The 18925-nt window shown below is 51.5% G+C and carries 22 protein-coding genes; 18 read left to right on the top strand and 4 right to left on the bottom strand.

All coding sequences use genetic code 11. The features are described from left to right. Window positions 1–28: 28 nt before the first annotated feature. From B156_RS0109870 to B156_RS0109825, 10 genes are read left to right on the top strand one after another with little or no spacing between them, the layout of a single operon-like run. On the top strand, window positions 29–541 hold the full coding sequence (locus tag B156_RS0109870; RefSeq protein WP_018619528.1) for a hypothetical protein: 513 nt from the start codon (window positions 29–31) through the stop codon (window positions 539–541). Window positions 542–555: 14 nt separating this feature from the next. Further along, window positions 556–999 carry a hypothetical protein gene (locus tag B156_RS0109865; RefSeq protein WP_018619527.1) on the top strand — a complete coding sequence of 148 codons (444 nt, stop codon included), beginning with the start codon at window positions 556–558 and terminating at the stop codon, window positions 997–999. Between the two features lie 22 nt (window positions 1000–1021). Beyond that, window positions 1022–1714 (top strand): hypothetical protein, encoded by a 693-nt coding sequence (locus B156_RS0109860; protein WP_018619526.1) that lies wholly within the window; start codon window positions 1022–1024, stop codon window positions 1712–1714. 27 nt (window positions 1715–1741) lie between these two features. Beyond that, window positions 1742–2008, top strand: coding sequence for a hypothetical protein (locus B156_RS0109855; RefSeq protein ID WP_018619525.1), 267 nt, complete (start codon window positions 1742–1744; stop codon window positions 2006–2008). Between the two features lie 44 nt (window positions 2009–2052). Next, the gene (locus B156_RS0109850) at window positions 2053–2868 is read left to right on the top strand and encodes a DUF5694 domain-containing protein (protein ID WP_245563711.1); all 816 of its coding nucleotides are present in this window, start codon (window positions 2053–2055) and stop codon (window positions 2866–2868) included. Window positions 2869–2876: 8 nt separating this feature from the next. Continuing rightward, window positions 2877–3989: a DKNYY domain-containing protein gene (locus B156_RS0109845; RefSeq protein ID WP_018619523.1), complete on the top strand. Its 1113-nt coding sequence runs from the start codon at window positions 2877–2879 to the stop codon at window positions 3987–3989. Between the two features lie 2 nt (window positions 3990–3991). After that, window positions 3992–4309 (top strand): hypothetical protein, encoded by a 318-nt coding sequence (locus tag B156_RS0109840; RefSeq protein WP_018619522.1) that lies wholly within the window; start codon window positions 3992–3994, stop codon window positions 4307–4309. A gap of 59 nt (window positions 4310–4368) precedes the next feature. After that, window positions 4369–4971 carry a hypothetical protein gene (locus B156_RS0109835; protein ID WP_018619521.1) on the top strand — a complete coding sequence of 201 codons (603 nt, stop codon included), beginning with the start codon at window positions 4369–4371 and terminating at the stop codon, window positions 4969–4971. 25 nt (window positions 4972–4996) lie between these two features. After that, on the top strand, window positions 4997–5203 hold the full coding sequence (locus B156_RS0109830) for a hypothetical protein (protein ID WP_018619520.1): 207 nt from the start codon (window positions 4997–4999) through the stop codon (window positions 5201–5203). Window positions 5204–5214: 11 nt separating this feature from the next. Beyond that, window positions 5215–5547: a hypothetical protein gene (locus tag B156_RS0109825; RefSeq protein WP_018619519.1), complete on the top strand. Its 333-nt coding sequence runs from the start codon at window positions 5215–5217 to the stop codon at window positions 5545–5547. Between the two features lie 6 nt (window positions 5548–5553). On the opposite strand, the gene B156_RS0109820 is transcribed toward B156_RS0109825, so the two are convergent. After that, window positions 5554–5976: a hypothetical protein gene (locus B156_RS0109820; protein WP_018619518.1), complete on the bottom strand. Its 423-nt coding sequence runs from the start codon at window positions 5974–5976 to the stop codon at window positions 5554–5556. 23 nt (window positions 5977–5999) lie between these two features. Between B156_RS0109820 and B156_RS0109815 the strand changes: the two genes are divergently transcribed. The 4 genes from B156_RS0109815 to B156_RS0109800 all read left to right on the top strand — a co-directional run bounded on the left by B156_RS0109815 (window position 6000) and on the right by B156_RS0109800 (window position 10335). Further along, entirely contained in the window at window positions 6000–6932 is a 933-nt protein-coding gene (locus tag B156_RS0109815; RefSeq protein WP_018619517.1) for an alpha/beta fold hydrolase, read from the top strand. Continuing rightward, complete coding sequence (locus B156_RS0109810; RefSeq protein WP_018619516.1) at window positions 6929–7270, top strand: hypothetical protein; 342 nt, start codon at window positions 6929–6931, stop codon at window positions 7268–7270. The genes B156_RS0109815 and B156_RS0109810 overlap by 4 nt, the downstream gene beginning before the upstream one ends. Before the next feature lie 64 nt (window positions 7271–7334). Further along, complete coding sequence (locus B156_RS0109805) at window positions 7335–7577, top strand: hypothetical protein (protein ID WP_018619515.1); 243 nt, start codon at window positions 7335–7337, stop codon at window positions 7575–7577. Window positions 7578–7587: 10 nt separating this feature from the next. Then, window positions 7588–10335 (top strand): vWA domain-containing protein, encoded by a 2748-nt coding sequence (locus B156_RS0109800; protein ID WP_018619514.1) that lies wholly within the window; start codon window positions 7588–7590, stop codon window positions 10333–10335. Between the two features lie 469 nt (window positions 10336–10804). Here the strand turns inward: B156_RS0109800 and B156_RS28995 are convergent, their stop codons facing one another. Next, window positions 10805–11908 carry an alpha-amylase family glycosyl hydrolase gene (locus B156_RS28995; RefSeq protein ID WP_018619513.1) on the bottom strand — a complete coding sequence of 368 codons (1104 nt, stop codon included), beginning with the start codon at window positions 11906–11908 and terminating at the stop codon, window positions 10805–10807. A gap of 235 nt (window positions 11909–12143) precedes the next feature. Between B156_RS28995 and B156_RS0109790 the strand changes: the two genes are divergently transcribed. From B156_RS0109790 to B156_RS0109775, 4 genes are all read left to right on the top strand, one after another. After that, complete coding sequence (locus tag B156_RS0109790) at window positions 12144–14393, top strand: carbohydrate binding family 9 domain-containing protein (protein ID WP_018619512.1); 2250 nt, start codon at window positions 12144–12146, stop codon at window positions 14391–14393. Window positions 14394–14490: 97 nt separating this feature from the next. Continuing rightward, window positions 14491–14682: a hypothetical protein gene (locus B156_RS0109785; protein ID WP_018619511.1), complete on the top strand. Its 192-nt coding sequence runs from the start codon at window positions 14491–14493 to the stop codon at window positions 14680–14682. A 156-nt stretch (window positions 14683–14838) separates the two neighbouring features. Further along, the gene (locus tag B156_RS0109780; RefSeq protein WP_018619510.1) at window positions 14839–15186 is read left to right on the top strand and encodes an ArsC family reductase; all 348 of its coding nucleotides are present in this window, start codon (window positions 14839–14841) and stop codon (window positions 15184–15186) included. A gap of 29 nt (window positions 15187–15215) precedes the next feature. Further along, a complete protein-coding gene (locus B156_RS0109775; protein ID WP_018619509.1) occupies window positions 15216–15617 on the top strand; it encodes a group III truncated hemoglobin in 402 nt (133 codons plus the stop codon). A 56-nt stretch (window positions 15618–15673) separates the two neighbouring features. Here B156_RS0109775 and B156_RS0109770 read toward each other — a convergent pair whose 3' ends face one another. Together B156_RS0109770 and B156_RS0109765 are read right to left on the bottom strand one after the other, a co-directional pair. Next, window positions 15674–16483, bottom strand: coding sequence for an SDR family oxidoreductase (locus B156_RS0109770; RefSeq protein ID WP_018619508.1), 810 nt, complete (start codon window positions 16481–16483; stop codon window positions 15674–15676). Between the two features lie 151 nt (window positions 16484–16634). Beyond that, window positions 16635–18890, bottom strand: coding sequence for a T9SS type B sorting domain-containing protein (locus tag B156_RS0109765; RefSeq protein ID WP_018619507.1), 2256 nt, complete (start codon window positions 18888–18890; stop codon window positions 16635–16637). Window positions 18891–18925: the final 35 nt, after the last annotated feature.

Genomic DNA, 18925 nt, shown 5'->3' with positions numbered 1-18925 from the left:
GTTTGGTTTGAATAGCCCGACTGAAGTCATGGCCAATACTAAATTCGATGCGGTTACCAACAGGGATGTTTCTCCGGATGCGCAGCAGGCCCGGCAGACGGTTGTCCGTTTTCTGACCTGGTACAAGAACCATATGCACGAAGCGAACCAGATTTCGCTGGTCAATCAGGCGGCAGGGAAACCGTATTCGGTGAATCTGAAGAACGGGGAGCGGTACCTGAGGTACCTGAAAAGTAGCCAGCTGCTGACTGATGCGTACCTGAACCAATGGCGAACGTTTTTTAAGGAACGGCAGGCAGGCTTCCGCCAAAGTCCGCAGTCTGAAGGGCCACCTACGGGATTCGACTACGATTTGGTGATGCTGAATCAGGACGTAGATATGCAGTTTGCAGCGCTCAAATCACTAAAAATGGGCAAAGTTGTGATTAGTAATAACAAAGCTACCGTGGGGTTTACCCTGCTGAATACCTACGAATTTCGGCTGGTGCGGCAAAATGGACGCTGGCTCATCAACGAAATCCTGAACCAAAGTCAGGAGTAACGACAATAGTAACGATGGAACCATCGACCATACAGGAACTTGACGAGTGGATGACCGCGCACTGCTACCCGGACAGCTACGCCATCGGGAGCCGGAATATCCACGAAGGCTACGGTTTAAGCACGGAAGAAAACGGATACGCCTGGTTTTACACCGAACGGGGAAAGCAATACACCATTCAGCATTTCGAGACCGAATCACAAGCCGTTGCCTTTGCCTTCGGGAAGATAACGAGCGATAAAACGGCGAACCGGCACCTGATTGGCTTCCTGAACGACAATGCCCTGGAACAGGAGCTGTTGACGGAGCTTAAAACAAGAGAAATTGCCTGGTGGAAAGATGAAATTCCATACGGTGGCCTGCACGACAAACGGAGCCGGATTTTTGTTTTCGGCTGCGACATCCGCCGGGTACCGGACCTGCTGGAAAAATACGGGACTTGGCAAAAGCGGAATTAAGTGACGCTAAACGAACATACAGATGCATCTTAAACTCTCATTCGCTTACGTGCTTACATTCCTGCTTTTGCTGATTGTTATGCTGGAATTGCACGAAACGGCTCACATTGTCGTGGGGCGTTTCATTTGCGGATGCTGGGGTCCGCGCGACTTCAACGTCTGGTCATTATGCGCGGGCTGCGCTGAAAGTTACCCGCTTTGGTGGCTGGCAACCCTGGCGGGGCCCCTGTTTTCCTTCGCCCTTATGTGGCTGGGAATGGGCTGGCTTGGGGATGCCGAACCGGACCGGGCTGCGCTGGGTTTTGCACTCATTTTTGCCAACATTCCCTTTGGCAGAATCAGCACCGTGATGCTGGGGGGTGGCGATGAGATGGTTGTTATCCGGCATCTGCTGAAAAACGAGTACAGCTATACTCAAATGATTTTGATTGGTTCTGTCTTGGTTTTGGGGCTTGGCGTACCGCCCGTAATTAAAGCGTTTCGGGTGTTGACTAACCGACGGTCCTGGCTATACGTAGTTGGTTTCCTAACGATGCCCCTTCTCTTCCTGCTGATGTATGTGCTGACCGGATTAAACACCTTGCTGGGCGCGGATTTCTTAGCCACTCCCTGGATAATGGGTACTCCTTTATTAATTACACTTCACACAAGTATTGCCTTCATGGGGCTGCTGTGGCTGCGCAGAAACCTTTTACCGTCAACGTATCAATTATAAACACCTGTCATTCATTCCAAACCCCGCATGAATACTATCAAAATTCTTAGCGGCATCAACTGGCTCCTTATCGGGGTGTATGGTGCCTGCGTCATCTGGGCGTTACTACAAAAGGCGAACCCGGCCAATGATGCCGGGGGTGGTGAGCAGGAAGCCGCCCTGAAGGGCATTGGCGTTTTTCTGTTGCTTGCGTTGGCGGGGTTAAATTGGTTGCCGCATTTATGGACAAAAATCGTTGCCCTCCTGGTTGTTGCATCGCTCCTCCTGATCATCCGCTACATCAGTACCAACTAATCCGTTGGCTCAACTCTATTCATTTCAGGCAAATATCCTTAGTTATGCCACCCCTTCGCTGCTTCCTTTTTCTGTGCCTGACCACTTTGCTGTCGCAACAGACGATGGCACAACCCAAAAAACAGCTTGTTTTACTGGGTACTTATCACTTTGCCAACCCCGGTCTGGATGTTGCCAAAGTCAAAACCGACAACGTGCTGAGCGAACGCCGTCAGGCCGAAATCAAGGCCGTTGTCGAACGCCTGAAAGCGTATAAGCCCGATCAGTTATTCATCGAGTACCTGCCCACTGAGCAGGCGCACATCGACAGCCTGTACCAGCAGTACCGGCAGGGGAAACTCCGCAACCGAACCGACGAAGTAATCCAGCTCGCCTTCCGGCTGGCCGACGCGCTCAACCTGCCACCGGGTCAGATTCACTGCGTCGACAGTCCGGGCGATTTTCCGTATGATTCGCTGGTTCAGGTGGCCCAGACGACCGGGCAGCAGGCGGTGCTGGCGCAGTTACAGACGCAGATGGAGACCTTCAGCCGCTGGTTTGATGGCTATTTGCCAACGCACACGGTATCGGACATGCTCAACGCTATGAATACGCCCCAGTTTCAACAGGTAGATTTAAATACCTATTCGGGCATTCTCAACCAGATAGGCACCTCCGAAAACGCCGTGGGGTCATACATCGCGGGCGAGTGGTGGAAACGTAACCTGCGGATTCAGAGCAACATTCTGCGGGTTATGGCCGGTGAGAAAGCCCGGAAGGGTCTGGTCATTTTCGGGGCCGGACACGTATCGGTCCTGAATCAACTCTTCACCCTCGACCCGCACTACGACCTGATTCCGGTCGCTAAAATCCTACACTGACCTCTCCCATGAAACCACTCCACATTCTACTTTCTCTGCTGGGTCTGGGCATCCTGGGTGGCTGTAAAAAGTCTGGCTACCAGACCAAAAATGGCTCGGTGTATTATAAAGATTATCTGATGCATTCGGCTGATTACGGATCATTTCAGGCCTTGAACAGCGTTTTTGCCCGCGACAAAACCGGCGGCTATTACCGGGGCATTCCCATCGACAAAACCGACGGAACCAGCTTTGCCGCGCTCGACGACCATTATGCCAAAGACAACGCTACCGTTTATTTCTGCGATAATTACATTGATTTCAAATTGTTCGAAACGACCCGGAAGGATAGAATCGATCGGGTTGTGGCGGCTGATGCCCCTTCATTCGAGATTATCGGCAGCGAATACGCCTATGCCAAAGACAAGATTCGTGTCTATTACGAGGGCAGAGGTTTTGCGGTGGCCGATGTCGCTTCGTTTGTGCCGCTAAGCCCTCAGTTTGGTAAAGATAAGCGGGTGGGTTATTACCAGCAGGCCCCAGTTGTGGGCAGTGATGGCGCATCCTTTACCATGGTAAGCCGGAATTTTGCTAAAGACAAGCAGACCGTTTATTACTGCTGGAACACGCTGGATATGCCCATTGGTGGCGCTACGTCGGGTGTTCGTGGGATCCAGAACGCGCTGCCCGACTCGTTCATCGCCGTGGGTATGTATTATGCAACCGACAAAAACCACGCGTTTTACAAGGATAAACTAATTTCCGAAGCGGACCCCTCCACCTTTGCCCAATGGGGCGAAGTAAATGTGTACTACGCTCGTGACAGTACCCGAATTTATTTCCAGCATCACCGGATTAAAGGTGCTGACCGGCAGACGTTTTCGCTGCTGGCCGACGATTATGCGCAGGACAGTCAAACCATTTTCTACCAGGATCATCCCCTGCCAAGCGCCGACCGAGCCACCTTTATAATGCTGGAATACGGCTACGCCAAAGATGCGGGCAGGGTGTATTACGAGGGAAAAGCATTGCCCCATGCCGACGCGGCTTCGTTCGCGATGGTAACCAACGAAGCCGACCGCGACGCTGCCGATAAAACCCATTCCTACGCAGCGGGCCGCCGAATTAACCGGACAGAATAACCATGAACTTAGACTACAGCCCTACCCTCGACCAACTTTGTCAACTCGTAGCCAGTGTTGATGACAACCAGGATTCCCACATTCTTTTCGTGACTAAAAATGGAGATGTTCACCTGTCTCCTTTCCGGGCCGACACCGCTGTTGGAGCCGACTATGCCAATGAAGAAGAGCTTCAGTTTGTACTGGATACATTTATGATAGCCGAAGGGTACACAGGCCGTGAGGCCACACAAGACCCGGAATGGATGGACGAACTGTTTTCGGAACTGATCGTGCATTGGGAGGATAAGACAACCGGTTTTGCCTGGAAATCGATTTAGGTCAACCGGCACAAATCAGGCTTTTTAACGCCACTACAAACCCTTTTAAAACCAATAACATGCTAACCAATTCAGTACTCATTTCTCTGGTTACCCTTCTTATGCTATCGGCTCCGGGGTACGGACAGGCCCCAAAACCAGCCGTCAACTTTCTCGGGATTCAGACTCCGATTTTCGTACAGAAAAACGCCTTTCGGTTAAGCTGGTCGTCCCACCCCGCTGCCTCGTTCTACAAACAGGAATACTTGGTCGCCGGTGATAGTTTTCCGAAGTACAAGTCGATGGTAACCATTGATTTTGTGCTGACCGAATCGACGGTAGACCAGGCTGTTGATACCAAACTGCGCGAACTGGAGGGCCTGAAGCGGACGAATCCTATTGTCCAGTATACTATCGTAAGCAATGCCGCCACGGGCGAAAAAATCATCGACTGCCTGATCGGTAATAATGCGGCCGATGAGCAAAATAACCTGGTGGAGCGGGACGTGTTTCGGTTTAAAGCTGTCAAAACCAAATCGGGTAAGCGCGGTATTCTGCTGTTCATGGTCAGCAACCGAAAATACGGCCCGGGGGTTACGCCGTTTCTGACCAAATTAAAAACGGACAAGCCGCTCTTGATCAACGAAGTGGCTGAGCTGCCGCTGCCACTAATTCAGTTGTAAAACCATTTAAACCACACAAAATCGCATGAAATACGTTGGAATCGGGTTCCTCATCGGCATTGCAGGCTACGCCCTGACGGCCTTTATGAGCTACTACCTCATCGGTAAGTTTTCGTCCAACGGTCACGACCGGAGCGTTGAGGCCAGCATGACCAGTATTTTCGTTTACGGCCCCATTGGCTTCATTCTCGCGTTCATCGGAGGGTATTTTTGGGCTAAACACACGTTTTAAAACCGCTGATTATGTACGACACTGTTTTTTCTCCCAATCGGCAGTACAAGCTACGTTTCGACAGCTACGAGATGAGGATGAGTCACTGGATTGACCAGCCGTCGCTGATTCGGGTTCAGGATGACGTTTGTCTGTTTGCCCTCAACCAGGACGACTGGTCGGCTTGGGAGGTGCGGTGGCTGGATGACTCGACCGTTTTGCTGGTGATGCGGAAATACCCCGGCCTGATCGACTGCACGATCGAACTGAACGTCGGCACAAATGAGGGACAGGCCGTAAGCCGCAGGACTTCGGTAGCGGGTAGTTTTTCGGCGGTAAAAGCCTGGGTGCTGGGCCTAACCTGACGGGCATTATCGGTAACGAATGCCGATGGAACTGTAACCGCCTTTGGGGTCATACGAAGCCTGTGCCTCTCCCCAGGCAAACCGGCCTTCGCGCCCCAGTTCGTTACGTAGCCAAACCCGCAGGGCAGTTCGTATGTCGAGTTCGTTTTGTTCTGACCACGAGTCACAGCCAACGGTCAAATCGAAACGGTCCTGGCTGACGATCAGCTCAATCTGTTGCAGGGCATTAGCATAATAGCCGAGGGAGAGAATGATGTACTGCCCGTCCACGACCAGATTTTTACTGGTCAGCCATTGCCAGCCATTCTTATGGTCGACTACCTGCTGAATCTCACTGGCCGGGAAGGTCGATACATCCGGCAATGCATCCCCGGCATGAAGCTGGCAGGTGTCCGAAAGACGAATTGAACCCGTTTCTTTATCAATCATACAGCATTAGAAAACAGACCACCATGGTAAAATCTACTCCTTCAGCCGACATCAACGTGAAATCCACATCGTATTTCAAGGATGAAGAAACAGATTTGAACTACTTTAAGAATTGGGTCAGTCAACTGGAGAAGACTAACGCCCGGACGTATGAACGGTACACTTTATCAACGTCACTCGGAAAAACGAACGTTTGGGGGCTGAACACGCAACAAAACCACCCTGACACGCTGGTTATATTTCCGGGAGCACGCACGACGTCGCTCATTTGGGATTTTGACCGAGGTTTGGACAACCTGAAGCACACCATGAAAATTTATCTGATCGAAACAAACGGATTGCCCAATCTGAGTGACGGAAATACTCCCGAAATTCATTCGCTGGATTATGGCTGGTGGGCGACTGAGGTACTGAACGGTTTACACATCGACAGGGCGTTTGTGGCCGGTGCTTCGTTTGGCGGGCTAATCTGCATGAAGTTGGGCATTGTCAGTCCGGAACGGGTCAATGCGGCTTTTTTGCTGAATCCGGGCTGTTTGCAGCCTTTCTCCCTAAAGCTCAAAAATCTGTATTACAATCTATTACCCCTGCTTCGCCCGAGTGAATCAAACGTTTTGACATTTTTAGAGCAGGCTGTTTTCTACAAACCGAATCATCGACTGTCCCCAACCGCCGAAAAAATGCTGGTCGACTACGAGGTTTTCGCCATAACCCGGTATAAAGATAAAACGCAAAAGCCCTACTACATGGACAGGCAGTTGGCCGATGTTACTGTCGACACCTACCTGCTTGAAGGGGATAAGGATTTACTGTTTCCCCACAAAAAATCCATCGCTAATGCCAAAAAACACATTAAGTCGCTAAAAGAAGTCGTCGTGTTCCCTGATGTCGGCCATGGGATTGAAACCTACGACAAGGCCCTGAATTTTATCGGAAAAATAATCCTAAAATCATGACAAACCCCACCCATTCAACCGGCAATCCGGCCACCGAAACCGGCCCACAATTGCGCTACTCCGACGATGGACGCGGTGGCACGATTCATTACACCAGTCCCGCATCTAATTTCGACATGTGGTACGAGTTGGCCATGTCGCCCGCCGTGGTTGACATTGGCATTCCCGAATCTAAATACTGGGTAGGGCAGACCAAAACACCCTTATCGCAACGCGAAACCATCCTTCAATTCATTGGTGAGCAGGTCATAAAAGACCGGCTGTCGGGACCAGGCTATTTTGATTATACGGATAACATCATGTCGATTTATACTGGTAGAAACCCGGATACAGTATGATGTGCTCCGATTCAGAAATTCCTATTTGCTCAACCATTAACTCACTTCCAACCAATACACGACCATGACGTTTATACCACAACGGGCTGAGCAGGAGTTTTACGACGAACTGAATGACTGCTTAAAGAACCAGCCGGATGAATGGCAGTCGGTGGCCAACGACCAAAAGGATTTTTTGCTGTCCCCGTCTGATTTCGATTACCTGACCCAACTCTACCAACAGCACCAACCGGAACTGCCAATCGAAACGGACGAAACTGGTTCACCCATCCTGTTTTTTCGCGGCATTCGCGTAAAGCCTATGTAAATTAACCGAAATGATGAACCTGTTACCTATATCTCTGCTGTTAGTTGTCTCGACGTTTGCCACGGTGTACGCCCAACCGGAAACGCCCCAGCAATCGCTGAATCAATACGTGTCGTTTCTAAACCAGTCGGTGGAGGTGCTGAACCGCCGGTTTCAGATGGTACAGGCCTACCAGACCGACGTAATCCAATACCGTGACAAACACGGTTCTGCCCTGAGTTTGCCCTCATCAGGACCGCTGGAAGCATATTACTACCAAAAAGCACTGGCTTGTACCGGACTGACAGCCGCCGAAAAACAACGCCTGAACACTGGTACCGAAGCGCTGTGGCAACTGCTAACCAAACTCGACAAAACGGGCAAAGCCCTCGAAACGTACGTTCGACTGACTACGTATCAACGCGATAACCTGAAGCAGTCCGATATGCTGATTGGTGAAATGCAGGGGATCTTTAACCAGTTCAGCCGGGACAAAGCGCTGCTTTACGGGCAAATTCAGCGGATTTATCGCCGGTATCAGCCCTACCTGCCCAATGACCCGTATCTAGTAATGGAAAAGGAAATGGGGCAGGTGTTACTGAGTCAGCAACAGCTAATAGATTCCCTGCCATGCTACCTGAACGAAGCTAGCCATTATGCCTGGCCGGTGATGTTGATTCAGCAAAGTATACTGGCCGATGAAAAAATACTGGTATCGTTCGGGAAGGCACGGTCAGGTATTGAGTATCCGGCTTCCGATGCCATTTCGGGCTTTGTGTCAGAACTAAGGATTTTGCAAAGTCTGAAACGACGGGCTGTCGACGGAAATACGTTTGCTGCCCGGCAGTCGGCCCACTATGGCAATGCAGTCTACTGGTCGCTGCTAAATCAGTACAACCAGGGACTGCTGGCCAGTTACCGAAACTTTGTCGGCTACAGTAAAGCAGCCCGTCGCCTGCTCGACTACCCCGCTTTCAGCCCGGTATTTACACCGCCCCCCCCCGTTTCCGGCACGCCAGCTATAACCCAAACTCCGCTTTTCGCGGATAAACCCACTGTGCTCTTTCAGACAAAACCAGCCACGTCTCCGGCTTCCCGCGCTACGTTTCTGGCTCTGAATGGCTACGTGGAGTTTATAAATGAGTCGCTGCGGCAGATGCGTATTGTGCAGGTACTGCTGCGCAACTACCAGGAATCAGCAGAACACTACCGTGACGCGGCCCAGGCAAACAAGCGGGCCAGTTTAACCTACAAACATGACGATTACCAGGTTCCCGTTTCGACGTACCAACTGCTACTCAACAGCAGTGCAGCCATCCCGACGCCTTACCGAACGGCCCTGACGAATCAGGCGGACGTGTTGCTGTCGATGTTGCAGGAAATGGACGGCTTGAGTATCGAGTTAATTGGGTACACAACAGATAAACGGTACCTGGACGACCGGCTCACACGCTCCGATGCCATTCTGGACAGGTACGCTTATTTATTCATCACCTTCGACCAGAAAAAAGAGCAGCTTTATGCCGATGTCCGACGCGTGTATGAAAGCTACCCATCCGCTGTCCCAACCAGTTCCTGGCAGATTGCCGGTCGTGCCCTGCAAAAAACACTGGATGCGGACCACACCATTCTGTTCGGCGTAAAAGCCCATTTGACCAGCGCACAACCGCAGCTACCAGCAACCGATGAAGCGCAAACTCAGGCCCAAAAGCTACTCGCCGAGGAATACCAGAACCTGAACGGACTGAAACGTTATGGGCGCCAAAACGGACTTTGTCCCTACTCACCCTACGAGGACCTGGCCGGAAATACCGCCCGGTTTGCGGACATGGCGAAGAACGTAAATGCTCGTTCATCCAACTCGACTACCCATCCCTATCAGTCGTTCTTTTATTTTTACAACAACGAATTGGTCTATCAATACAACAAATTCAGCGAGCTGGCGCAGGTCAACCTGCTCAAGGCCATCAACCAGCCCGACGTGTTCGCCTTCCGCCGATTGCTGCCATCGAAAAAGCCCGAAACCGCGCCCGATCTGAACAGCCCAATAACCGCCGTTTCGCCCGTCAGCCCTAAGTCGGGAAATGATAATATTCCCGTCGGGAAAAGTTATAAGGCAACCCTAACACCAGCTAACCAGCATGATACGGTTTACGTTGAGCGAAATCGGGTTGACACGGTCTATCTGGAGCGGGAGCGATTGCTGACAGCCAGTCCATCACTCGACGGCTTCGCGGCCAATAACATGGTATTGTTACTCGACGTGTCGGGGTCGATGGATTCGCCGGTTAAGCTGCCCCTGCTGAAGCGGTCCATCAAATCGCTGCTTGCTCTGCTTCGTGCCGAAGACAAGCTTTCGATTGTGATTTACTCCGGGAAGGCTCGGGTGGCGTTAAAACCAACGTCGGGTACCGAAGCCGCCAACATTGCCCGTGTCATCGACGAGTTGCAGTCAACCGGCGATACGGACGGTAATGGCGGACTTCGACTGGCCTACAAAGTGGCGAATAAAAACTACCTACGGGCGGGAAACAATCGGATTATACTGGCCACCGACGGCGAATTTCCGGTCAGCAACGACGTACTTGACCTGGTCCGTGACAATGCCCAACAGGATATTCACCTAACCATCTTTACGTTTGGTCGCAACCCCCTCACCGGCCAGAATTTACAAAAGCTATGTCAGGCCGGGGGCGGCACCTATGCCCACGTAACCGCCGAAACCGCCGAATTACAGCTAATTCTGGAAGCACAGGCAAAAAAGCAGTTGTTGAAATAGGGATTGCTGGAAGGATTATTTTCGAGCCTTACTTGGTCGTAAAAAATAAGTGGCTGGCTGAAACAGTTCGTGAAATCTAGTGATTTTATAAGTACAGTAAGATCAGTTACCCTTTACTTTGAAAAGAGTTCAAAACCACTTCGATAGGCTTCAGATGAATAATACGTACTGTTCTCTCACGGGACAGATATGTTTAATTTCGTACAGCCCTCCCCCTTACTCATCCAGCCATTTTGGTCAATAAAAGGCTATCTACTGTTATTTAATGAACTCGTTATTTTGCTATCAATGAATGGGTTGTGTTACAAACAACTACTGTTAAAATCGTTCACGAAAATCTCCGTATAATTGTACTAGTGGTTTTTGAGGCAAGTCAGCATCTTGGAAATATACTATTCGATTGTTTGAGCTATTAGAAGCTTGTTTAAGCCTATGTGTTGGTTTATTGCAAATAGTAAATCAACTCTTATCATTCACGAAAACGCTTGGCCAAATGAACACATTCTCTGACCCAAAGAAGTACTCTGACTCTTGTCTTGAAAACCTGAAACCGTTCACGTAAAGGTTTGATTTTTTCTTCCTCGTCGAAGACTTCACCGTACGTAAAGAAATTCTTCTTACCGATGCTCAACGAAAATTCCCGCATGGCATTGGCAAAAATACGGGCAAAATCAGCCTCGATAAACTTCAGGGTATCAATCCGAAAACCGTCTATGTCGTATTTCGCAATCATATACTGGTAGGCAAGAATCAGGGTGTTACGCACGGGAAAGGCCCGGTTAAAGGGCGTTGTCTCGCTAAAATTCGTCACCAGTTCTTTGAGTGAGCTAAAATCGCCCCCTTCTTCCCCGCCCCGCCCTTTCCGCCGAAACAGGTCATTGCGCTGTAACTCAACCGGCGGCCAGATGGCCGCATCATCGGCAATAGTACCAGCGCCGGCAAAATCCGCAAAAGATGCCTGTCCCTGGGCATTGTGCCATCGGATCGGGTAAACGTCGTTTCGCCCCGGAGCCTCGGCGGAGTTGGTATTCCCGGCGAGGTCATAGCCAAATACGTTACCGGCGTGGTTCAGCACAATATCGAAAATCACGTAGATGGCACGGGCATGGGCGGCATCTATCAGGGCGCGTAGTTCATCTTCTACCAGTTGCGGGTTCTGCCGGGCCGCGTCCGGATCAGACGCAAAGCGGGGATCAATCTGCAAAAAGTCCTGGAAGCCGTAGCCATGAAAAGTCGTATCCTCGTACTGGCAGTTTTTTATCACTGGTGACAGCCAGATGGCTCCTACGCCCAGTTGCTGAAGATAGTCCAGTTGCTCGCGAACACCATTGAACGTGCCTCCCTGGAACGTACCCTGTTCGCTATCGAAAGGCAGGTGCCGGGGAGGGGTCAGCGGATTGTTGAACCGGTCGATGAGCAGGAAGTAAATCCAGACATCGCGCCAGTCGGGCGGTGATGGAAACGGGGTGTTAATGGCAACCACTTGATTACCAACAGTCGCATTTCGGCGCTGTGGGATAGAGGCATTGGCCAGAACGGTTCGAACGGCAGCACTGCCAACGGAAGTAGGCATGGTTGAAATGGGTTGTATCGGGCAGCTATACTAGGCTATATTTTTAGTAGTTATCCTACTATACGCTCAATTGGAGATTATTCCTCCCGGAATCGTGCCGGAGCGCAGCTGTTTTTATTATTCGGTCGGGGCAACACGATACGAGTAGATCACTCACATTGGTATTTGTTGGTGAAAGGGGTAAATCGGCCGTAACTTTACTTTACTAGCTATACAACCAAAAAGAATTCGCCTGGTGAAACTCTCCGTTTCGTTCTTAGTTGCTTATCTGTTGCTGAGCCATAGTAACCTGCTGGCACAGAAAAAAAATGAGTCCTATCAACTGCACATCAGCCGCGCTACCTCCCCGGTTATTCTGGATGGCTCCGTGGATGAACCCGCCTGGCAGGCCGCCGAAGTAGCCTCCGATTTCTGGATGGTACTGCCCATGGATACCAGCCGTGCCAAGGTGCGAACCGATGTGCGGATGACCTACGATGACCATAATGTGTACCTGAGTGCCGTTTGTTTTCTGGGCGACGTGCCTGGTCCCTACATTGTCGAGTCGCTCCGGCGCGACTGGAATTTCGGCAAGAACGATAACTTCATCTTCTTCATGGACCCCTTCGACGACCAGACCAACGGGTTCACCTTCGGGACCAATGCTGCCGGAGCGCAGTGGGATGGGTTACTCTACGAAGGTGGAAAAGCCAACCTGAGCTGGGATAACAAATGGACATCGGTCGTGAAAAACTATAGCGACCGCTACGTACTGGAAATGGCCATCCCATTCAAAACCATCCGGTACAAGAAGGGAATAACCCGCTGGGGAATAAATTTCAGCCGACTGGATCTGAAAACAACCGAAAAATCCTCCTGGACACCCATTGAGCGGCAATTTCCAACGGCCTCACTGGCCCTGACCGGGGTGTTGGTCTGGGATCAGCCCCCACCGCAGCCCGGCCCCAACATTTCATTGATTCCCTACGCCCTCAGTGGCCTGACCCGCGATTACCAGAACAACATTGATACGAAAGGGCGATTCAACGCGGGCCTGGATGCTAAGGTGGCTATTACGTCATCCCTCAATCTGGACCTGACGGTCAACCCTGATTTCTCGCAGGTGGATGTAGACCAGCAGGTAACCAACCTGGACCGGTACGAACTCTTCTTTCCCGAAAAACGTCAGTTTTTTCTGGAAAACGGCGATCAGTTTACCAACTTCGGGTATGCCACCATCCGGCCGTTTTTCAGTCGCAGGATTGGGCTGGGCGGGGTGCCCATTCAGTTTGGAGCCCGGCTGAGTGGCAAGCTCAATAAAGACTGGCGTATTGGTATCATGGATATGCAAACCGGGGGCGTCAGCGAAACGGGATTACCGGCTCAGAACTTTGCCGTTATGGCCCTGCAACGGCGCGTATTTTCCCGATCCAATATTGGGGTCATGTTTGTCAATAAAGAATCACTGGGCTACGAATTCGTTGGAAATAAGGCCCTGTATTCGCGCTACAACCGAAACCTCGGTGTGGAATACAACCTGGCTTCGGCCAATAATTTATGGTCGGGCAAAGCCATGTACGTCCAGTCGTTCAGTCCGGTACAACCCCTCAATCCGGGTCAGGAAGTCATTCCCGGTACCGGTAATGGGTCCAGTGCGGTGTATGCTGCCAACCTGCAATATTTCAGCCGGAAGTGGCTCATTGGTGGTCAGGTAGAGTCGGTGGGCCAAAACTACACTGCCGAAGCGGGCTACGTACCTCGCCGGGGCTACGAACGGCTACAGGGCATACTGGGCTATACATTTTTACCTACGGGCAGCGGTATTCTGAGCCACGGACCAATGCTTAACTCAACCTACTTTTTCGACCCGGCCGGGCGACAGAGTGATAATGAAAGTTTCCTCAGTTACAGTGTTACCTTCCGAAGCAAGAGCGTCCTTCAGGCCTGGGTGGCTACGGATTACGTGCGGCTCCTGCAACCTTTCGACCCAACGAATACCGGTCGGGAAACGCTGGCTACGAACACGGAACATAACTGGACTGCCTGGGGTACGGAATTTGACTCTAAACCCCAGAGCTTATTTACCTACGGATTTTCATCGCGCTACGGCGGGTATTACGCCAACGGCACCCGCCTGAACCTCACAGCCGATTTGGGCTATCGGTTTCAACCCTACGTGAGCCTGGCGGCCAGTGCCAGTTATAACGATATTCGGCTACCCCAGCCCTGGGGCCGTGCCACATTCTGGCTGGTTGGCCCCCGGTTTGACCTGACACTGACCAACACCCTGTATCTCACCACGTTTGTGCAGTACAACGAGCAGCAAAAAAACATGAACGTGAATGCCCGTGTGCAGTGGCGTTACAAGCCCGCATCCGATTTTTTCCTGGTCTATACGGATAATTACCTGCCCAACTCCGCCCAGATCGGGCAGGATGTACCGGGGTTCTTTTCGGTCAAAAACCGGGCATTGGTGCTCAAGTGGACATACTGGTGGAATTTGTAACGAATAAGCGTTTAAACAAACTGCGGGTGGGCTGGTTAATTGTGCAATCCGCCGAAGGCCGACCGGATTCCAACTACACAAAACCTAGTCAATGCGTATGAAAACCCTGTCGCGTTTCTTTCCGATGGCCGTTGTGGCCCTATTTTTAACCTTGTTTCTAACTAGTTGTGAAGCCATCGGCGATATTTTCGCTGCTGGTGCCTATACAGGTATTATTGGTGTTATTGTTGTTATTGCTATTATTATCTGGGTTGTCTCGAAGTTATTCGGCGGTGGCCGCAGTTCGTAAAAATTCTCCACTCAAAAAGTCGCTTTCTTTCCCAGAGAGCGACTTTTTTGTGCCTGACAAGAAATTTTCGCCTGTAAATAAAGGCCTCAGCGGATAGCTACGGTAGCAATAGAAACGCGGCAAACCAGTTACTTTTGCCCCAGGAAAAACAGTATCATGTACACGCTATATGCCATTCCCAACTGCGACACCGTCAAAAAAGCCCGTTCCTGGCTAGCCGGACGCGGTATCGACTATACCTTTCACGACTACAAAAAGCAGGGAATAGATCGGCAAAGGATTGAACACTGGCTCACGCAAAAGACCTGGGAAGAACTGGTCAACCGGTCGGGTATGACCTGGAAGCAGCTCCCCGATACCCAAAAGCCCACCAATGCCGAAGAAGCTATTGCGTTGATGATTCAGAAACCGTCCGTTATTCGTCGTCCGCTGGTTGAGGCAGGGGGCCGCATTGTGGCGTTAGGTTTTAAGGCTGATGAGTATAGTGAAACATTTCCTAGCTAAGTCGGGGTTGTTTCTATAAACACACGGACATGGTAAGGAGAACGCTGGATTCGCCGGACGCGATTAAACACCTGGTGGATTCATTCTACGAAAAAGTGCAGGCCGACCCGCTGGTTGGCCCCATCTTTACGGAGGTAGCCCAGGTAGACTGGTCGCACCATTTGCCCAAGATGTACGCCTTCTGGGAAAGCATTATTCTGGGTAACAACGCCTACGACGGGCATCCCTTTCGCCCACATTTACTGGTCAATCAAAAACATACCCTGACCAGCGACCATTTCCAGCGTTGGTTAGCGTTATTTTCCGAAACCCTGAGCGAACAGTTCACCGGAGAAACGGCGGAGCAGGTTCAGCAGCGGGCTACGCAGATTGCCATGGTTTGGAGCCAGAAACTCGACTACCTCAACAATGACGCATACATGGAAGGCTGAATTTCGTAATTGACTGATTGCCGCATTCATACCAGTCAATCGCGTCGGCCTTTCACTCATTTCTTAAGGGGTGAATCCTTCTCTTTGGCTAGGGCGTTGTACACTAGTTTATCGGCGAGGGCGGGGAGCCACTTGTTGATGAAGACGGTCAATTTACCCTGCGTGGTCAGTATCAGTTCCCGTTTGCGGCTCTTCACGGCGCGGAGAATATGGTCGGCGCATTCTTCGGCACTCATCATATTGCTTTCGTCACGCATGGTCTCGCCTTTGGCCTGACCATGCGCGTCCAGGGCCGCCACCCGGATATTCGAGGCCGTAAAACCGGGGCAGGCCGTCAGTACGTGAACGCCCGTGTGTAGTAACTCCGTCCGTACGGCTTCCAGAAACCCGTTCATGGCAAACTTGGAGGCTGAATACCCGCTGCGTACCGGAAGCCCCCGATAACCGGCAATGGACGAAATGCCTACGATAGACCCTTTTGTTTGCTCGATGTATGGTAGGGCGTAGCGGGTGGCGTACACGGTTCCCATAAAGTTAATGTCCATTACCCGCTGGATAACCGCTGGGTCGGTATCGATGAGCATCGAGCGCATGGAAATACCCGCATTGTTAATCAGGATGTCCAGCCGGCCAAACTGAGCGATGGTCTGCTCGATTAAGTGTTTTACATCCGCTTCCACACTCACATCGGCGGTTAGGGAGAGCACCGTAATACCTGCCTGGGTAAGTTCGGCCTGTACGGTCTGTAAGGTATCGGCTTTGCGGGCGCAGATGACGATATGGGCCCCTTCCTGCCCGAATGCAAAAGCCAGTGCCCGGCCAATTCCCGACGAAGCACCGGTAATAAGTACTACTTTATCTTTCATAAGGAGCGACAAAGATAACGGATTGACGAGCTATCCACGCCGTGTTGGTCTTGTGGGTGCAAGACAAACTTGTATTGATTCGGAAAAGCCCAACCAACATTTTTCGGGAACAGGATACACTTATATCAGCCCCCGGTTGAAATTGGGGGATTTATCGTAGCAGGGTAATCGGCCCTTTAAGGGTGCGTTTGGTGGTGAGGAGTAAATAGTAATAGGTACCAACGGCGGAATCAGTACCATGCCAGCGGAACTTTGGGTCAGTTGAAGTAAAAATAAGTGCGCCCCAGCGATTGGTAATATCAATCCGTTTAAACTGCTCATCGCAGGTGCTTTCGGGCAGGTCTTTTACGGCGAAGTAGTCATTCATCCCATCGTTGTTGGGCGTGAACACGTTCGGAATTTTGATGTCGGCCCCAAACGATGGACTCGTTATGTGGAAGGTAACGCTGGTTGTATCGGTGTGTTTGGGCAGGCAGGAACGGTCATCGACCACGAAATCGACAATGAACGTCGCTTCCTTTCGTCCGGCCATCAGCTCGCAGGTCGGCTTCCAGCTAAAGGGCGACTGAAGGGTGGGTGGACCAAACTTGCCGGTAAAATCCATCCCGGCCGATTTCATATCGAACCCCCGCCCGGTGCCCGTCATTCGGATGGTATCCCGATCGGGGTCATTGCCCAGCACATCGAACATTGCCCGCCCGGCCGAATCCGATGGGCTGACGACCAGTTCGACAACGGGTTGCGGGAGCGTTGTTCGAATACTTGGTGGCTGGCTGGGTTTGCCCAAAGCGCTCAGGTTGACCGTCACGGTGTCGCGCAGGTTTCGACTACAGCGGTTATCGGTCACGATAAAATCGACCACGTAGTTGGTTTGGGTAGCCTGAGCGCAAACCGGTTTCCACACGAACGGCTGCGACACCTTACCCACGCCCGACCCCGAACTGAAACTCATACCCGCCTGCGCCAGCGTGAAGCCCCGCCCAACGGCCTGAATCGTAATATTGTCGTTGTCGGTATCATTGCCGAGGGCGTTGAAGGTAAGTGACGAGCCAATGGTAATCTGGGCCTGATTTTTCGGTAAGTCGGTGCTGGCAACGGGTTTGTTGTTCGGCGAGGGGATAATGTTCAGCCGAATGCTGATGGTGTCACTCAGCCCCTGCGGGCAGCCGTCGTCGGTGGCCCGGATAAGCAGGGTAAAGGGTTTACCATCCTCACCAACGCAACGCCCGAAACAGAATTTAGCCGATAGCGTGTCGCGGCTGGTTCGGGTAAGCAGGTCGTTGGGCGTGAGGGTAAGACCGGGAAGCGATCCACTCATATTGGTAATCGTGATGCGCTGGTTCGGGTTGATATCCGTAACGTACAGCGTCAGGCAGTTGGTGTCTTTCTCCGCAATAGTCACTACGGTGCCCTGCTGATAAAATGCTTTCTGGTCGTCGGGCCGGAAGAGCAGTTTGGGTGGATCATTCTTTGCGCAGTCGATAACCAGCACCTGATAATCGCGCCGGACTACCCCAATTAGTTTTTTGTTGCGGTATTCACCCACCTCAACCGAAAAGACAAATAAGCCAACCCGGTCGGGCGTTACACGCAACAGGCCGGAGCGGGCATCAATCCGCAGTGGGCTATTGCCCGGAATTTCGTTGGCGCTGGAAATGCCGCCAATCCAGTTTACGGGTGGGTAAGGGCCTGCGGCAAACGTGGGTGGTATTGCACCATTCGACCCACCCGGATTCGGATCGAGCCGGGTACTGAACCCGTTGTAGGGCGTTACTACGGCGTAGGTGAGGCTGTCGCCATCGGCATCTTTGGCGCTGAAATCAAGCGTAAACGGCTGACCAACGCAGGCATAATCACCTTTGGGAATTGTAAAAACGGGCGAGGAGTTGGTAACCCTTGTCGTGCCATTGAGCAGGGCCGGAAACTCCAGGTAAAAGGTTGACCCGGCATCGCCCGGAACCTGAATGTTGACAATTGTTCCGTTGCGACAGCACCGCTCCCAGGACATATAATACCCGGCGGCATCGTTGAATACATTCGGGTCGAGGGTCAGGTCGAGACTGTACCGTATCAGGCGGGTGCGCAGGCTGCCGTTTGCACAGGCCGGTTTTGTGTAGGCAACGTACTGACTGCCAATTCGGTTAAGCACCACATACCCGATAAGCTGATTGGTGCGTTTGGCGAAAATACCAACGGATGTAAAGGCATCTTCGGCTTGGGGACTGCCATTGATATCATCAAAATAGAGATTCAGATTAACACGATGCGTATACGTGCTCTGCGTACCCAGATACCGCAGTTCCAACTCACCACCAACAATGTGCGTCGCCTGGGTTGTATGGGCCAAAACCAGCAGCAAACTGGTCAGAAATACCGAAAACCACCCCTTACTGTATACGTTTACCATACTCAGAACAAGTCAACATGGGTACCGTCCGAAAA

The sequence above is a fragment of the Spirosoma luteum DSM 19990 genome, from assembly GCF_000374065.1.
GTDB lineage: Bacteria > Bacteroidota > Bacteroidia > Cytophagales > Spirosomataceae > Spirosoma > Spirosoma luteum.
Note: the sequence above shows the minus strand (reverse complement) of the source record. Positions and strands in the feature narration are given on the sequence as shown.

Coding starts and splice junctions, on each gene's coding strand:
- B156_RS0109870 (WP_018619528.1), top strand. CDS start 29: ATGGCCAATACTAAATTCGATGCGGTTACCAACAGGGATGTTTCTCCG.
- B156_RS0109865 (WP_018619527.1), top strand. CDS start 556: ATGGAACCATCGACCATACAGGAACTTGACGAGTGGATGACCGCGCAC.
- B156_RS0109860 (WP_018619526.1), top strand. CDS start 1,022: ATGCATCTTAAACTCTCATTCGCTTACGTGCTTACATTCCTGCTTTTG.
- B156_RS0109855 (WP_018619525.1), top strand. CDS start 1,742: ATGAATACTATCAAAATTCTTAGCGGCATCAACTGGCTCCTTATCGGG.
- B156_RS0109850 (WP_245563711.1), top strand. CDS start 2,053: ATGCCACCCCTTCGCTGCTTCCTTTTTCTGTGCCTGACCACTTTGCTG.
- B156_RS0109845 (WP_018619523.1), top strand. CDS start 2,877: ATGAAACCACTCCACATTCTACTTTCTCTGCTGGGTCTGGGCATCCTG.
- B156_RS0109840 (WP_018619522.1), top strand. CDS start 3,992: ATGAACTTAGACTACAGCCCTACCCTCGACCAACTTTGTCAACTCGTA.
- B156_RS0109835 (WP_018619521.1), top strand. CDS start 4,369: ATGCTAACCAATTCAGTACTCATTTCTCTGGTTACCCTTCTTATGCTA.
- B156_RS0109830 (WP_018619520.1), top strand. CDS start 4,997: ATGAAATACGTTGGAATCGGGTTCCTCATCGGCATTGCAGGCTACGCC.
- B156_RS0109825 (WP_018619519.1), top strand. CDS start 5,215: ATGTACGACACTGTTTTTTCTCCCAATCGGCAGTACAAGCTACGTTTC.
- B156_RS0109820 (WP_018619518.1), bottom strand. CDS start 5,976: ATGATTGATAAAGAAACGGGTTCAATTCGTCTTTCGGACACCTGCCAG.
- B156_RS0109815 (WP_018619517.1), top strand. CDS start 6,000: ATGGTAAAATCTACTCCTTCAGCCGACATCAACGTGAAATCCACATCG.
- B156_RS0109810 (WP_018619516.1), top strand. CDS start 6,929: ATGACAAACCCCACCCATTCAACCGGCAATCCGGCCACCGAAACCGGC.
- B156_RS0109805 (WP_018619515.1), top strand. CDS start 7,335: ATGACGTTTATACCACAACGGGCTGAGCAGGAGTTTTACGACGAACTG.
- B156_RS0109800 (WP_018619514.1), top strand. CDS start 7,588: ATGATGAACCTGTTACCTATATCTCTGCTGTTAGTTGTCTCGACGTTT.
- B156_RS28995 (WP_018619513.1), bottom strand. CDS start 11,908: ATGCCTACTTCCGTTGGCAGTGCTGCCGTTCGAACCGTTCTGGCCAAT.
- B156_RS0109785 (WP_018619511.1), top strand. CDS start 14,491: ATGAAAACCCTGTCGCGTTTCTTTCCGATGGCCGTTGTGGCCCTATTT.
- B156_RS0109780 (WP_018619510.1), top strand. CDS start 14,839: ATGTACACGCTATATGCCATTCCCAACTGCGACACCGTCAAAAAAGCC.
- B156_RS0109775 (WP_018619509.1), top strand. CDS start 15,216: ATGGTAAGGAGAACGCTGGATTCGCCGGACGCGATTAAACACCTGGTG.
- B156_RS0109770 (WP_018619508.1), bottom strand. CDS start 16,483: ATGAAAGATAAAGTAGTACTTATTACCGGTGCTTCGTCGGGAATTGGC.
- B156_RS0109765 (WP_018619507.1), bottom strand. CDS start 18,890: ATGGTAAACGTATACAGTAAGGGGTGGTTTTCGGTATTTCTGACCAGT.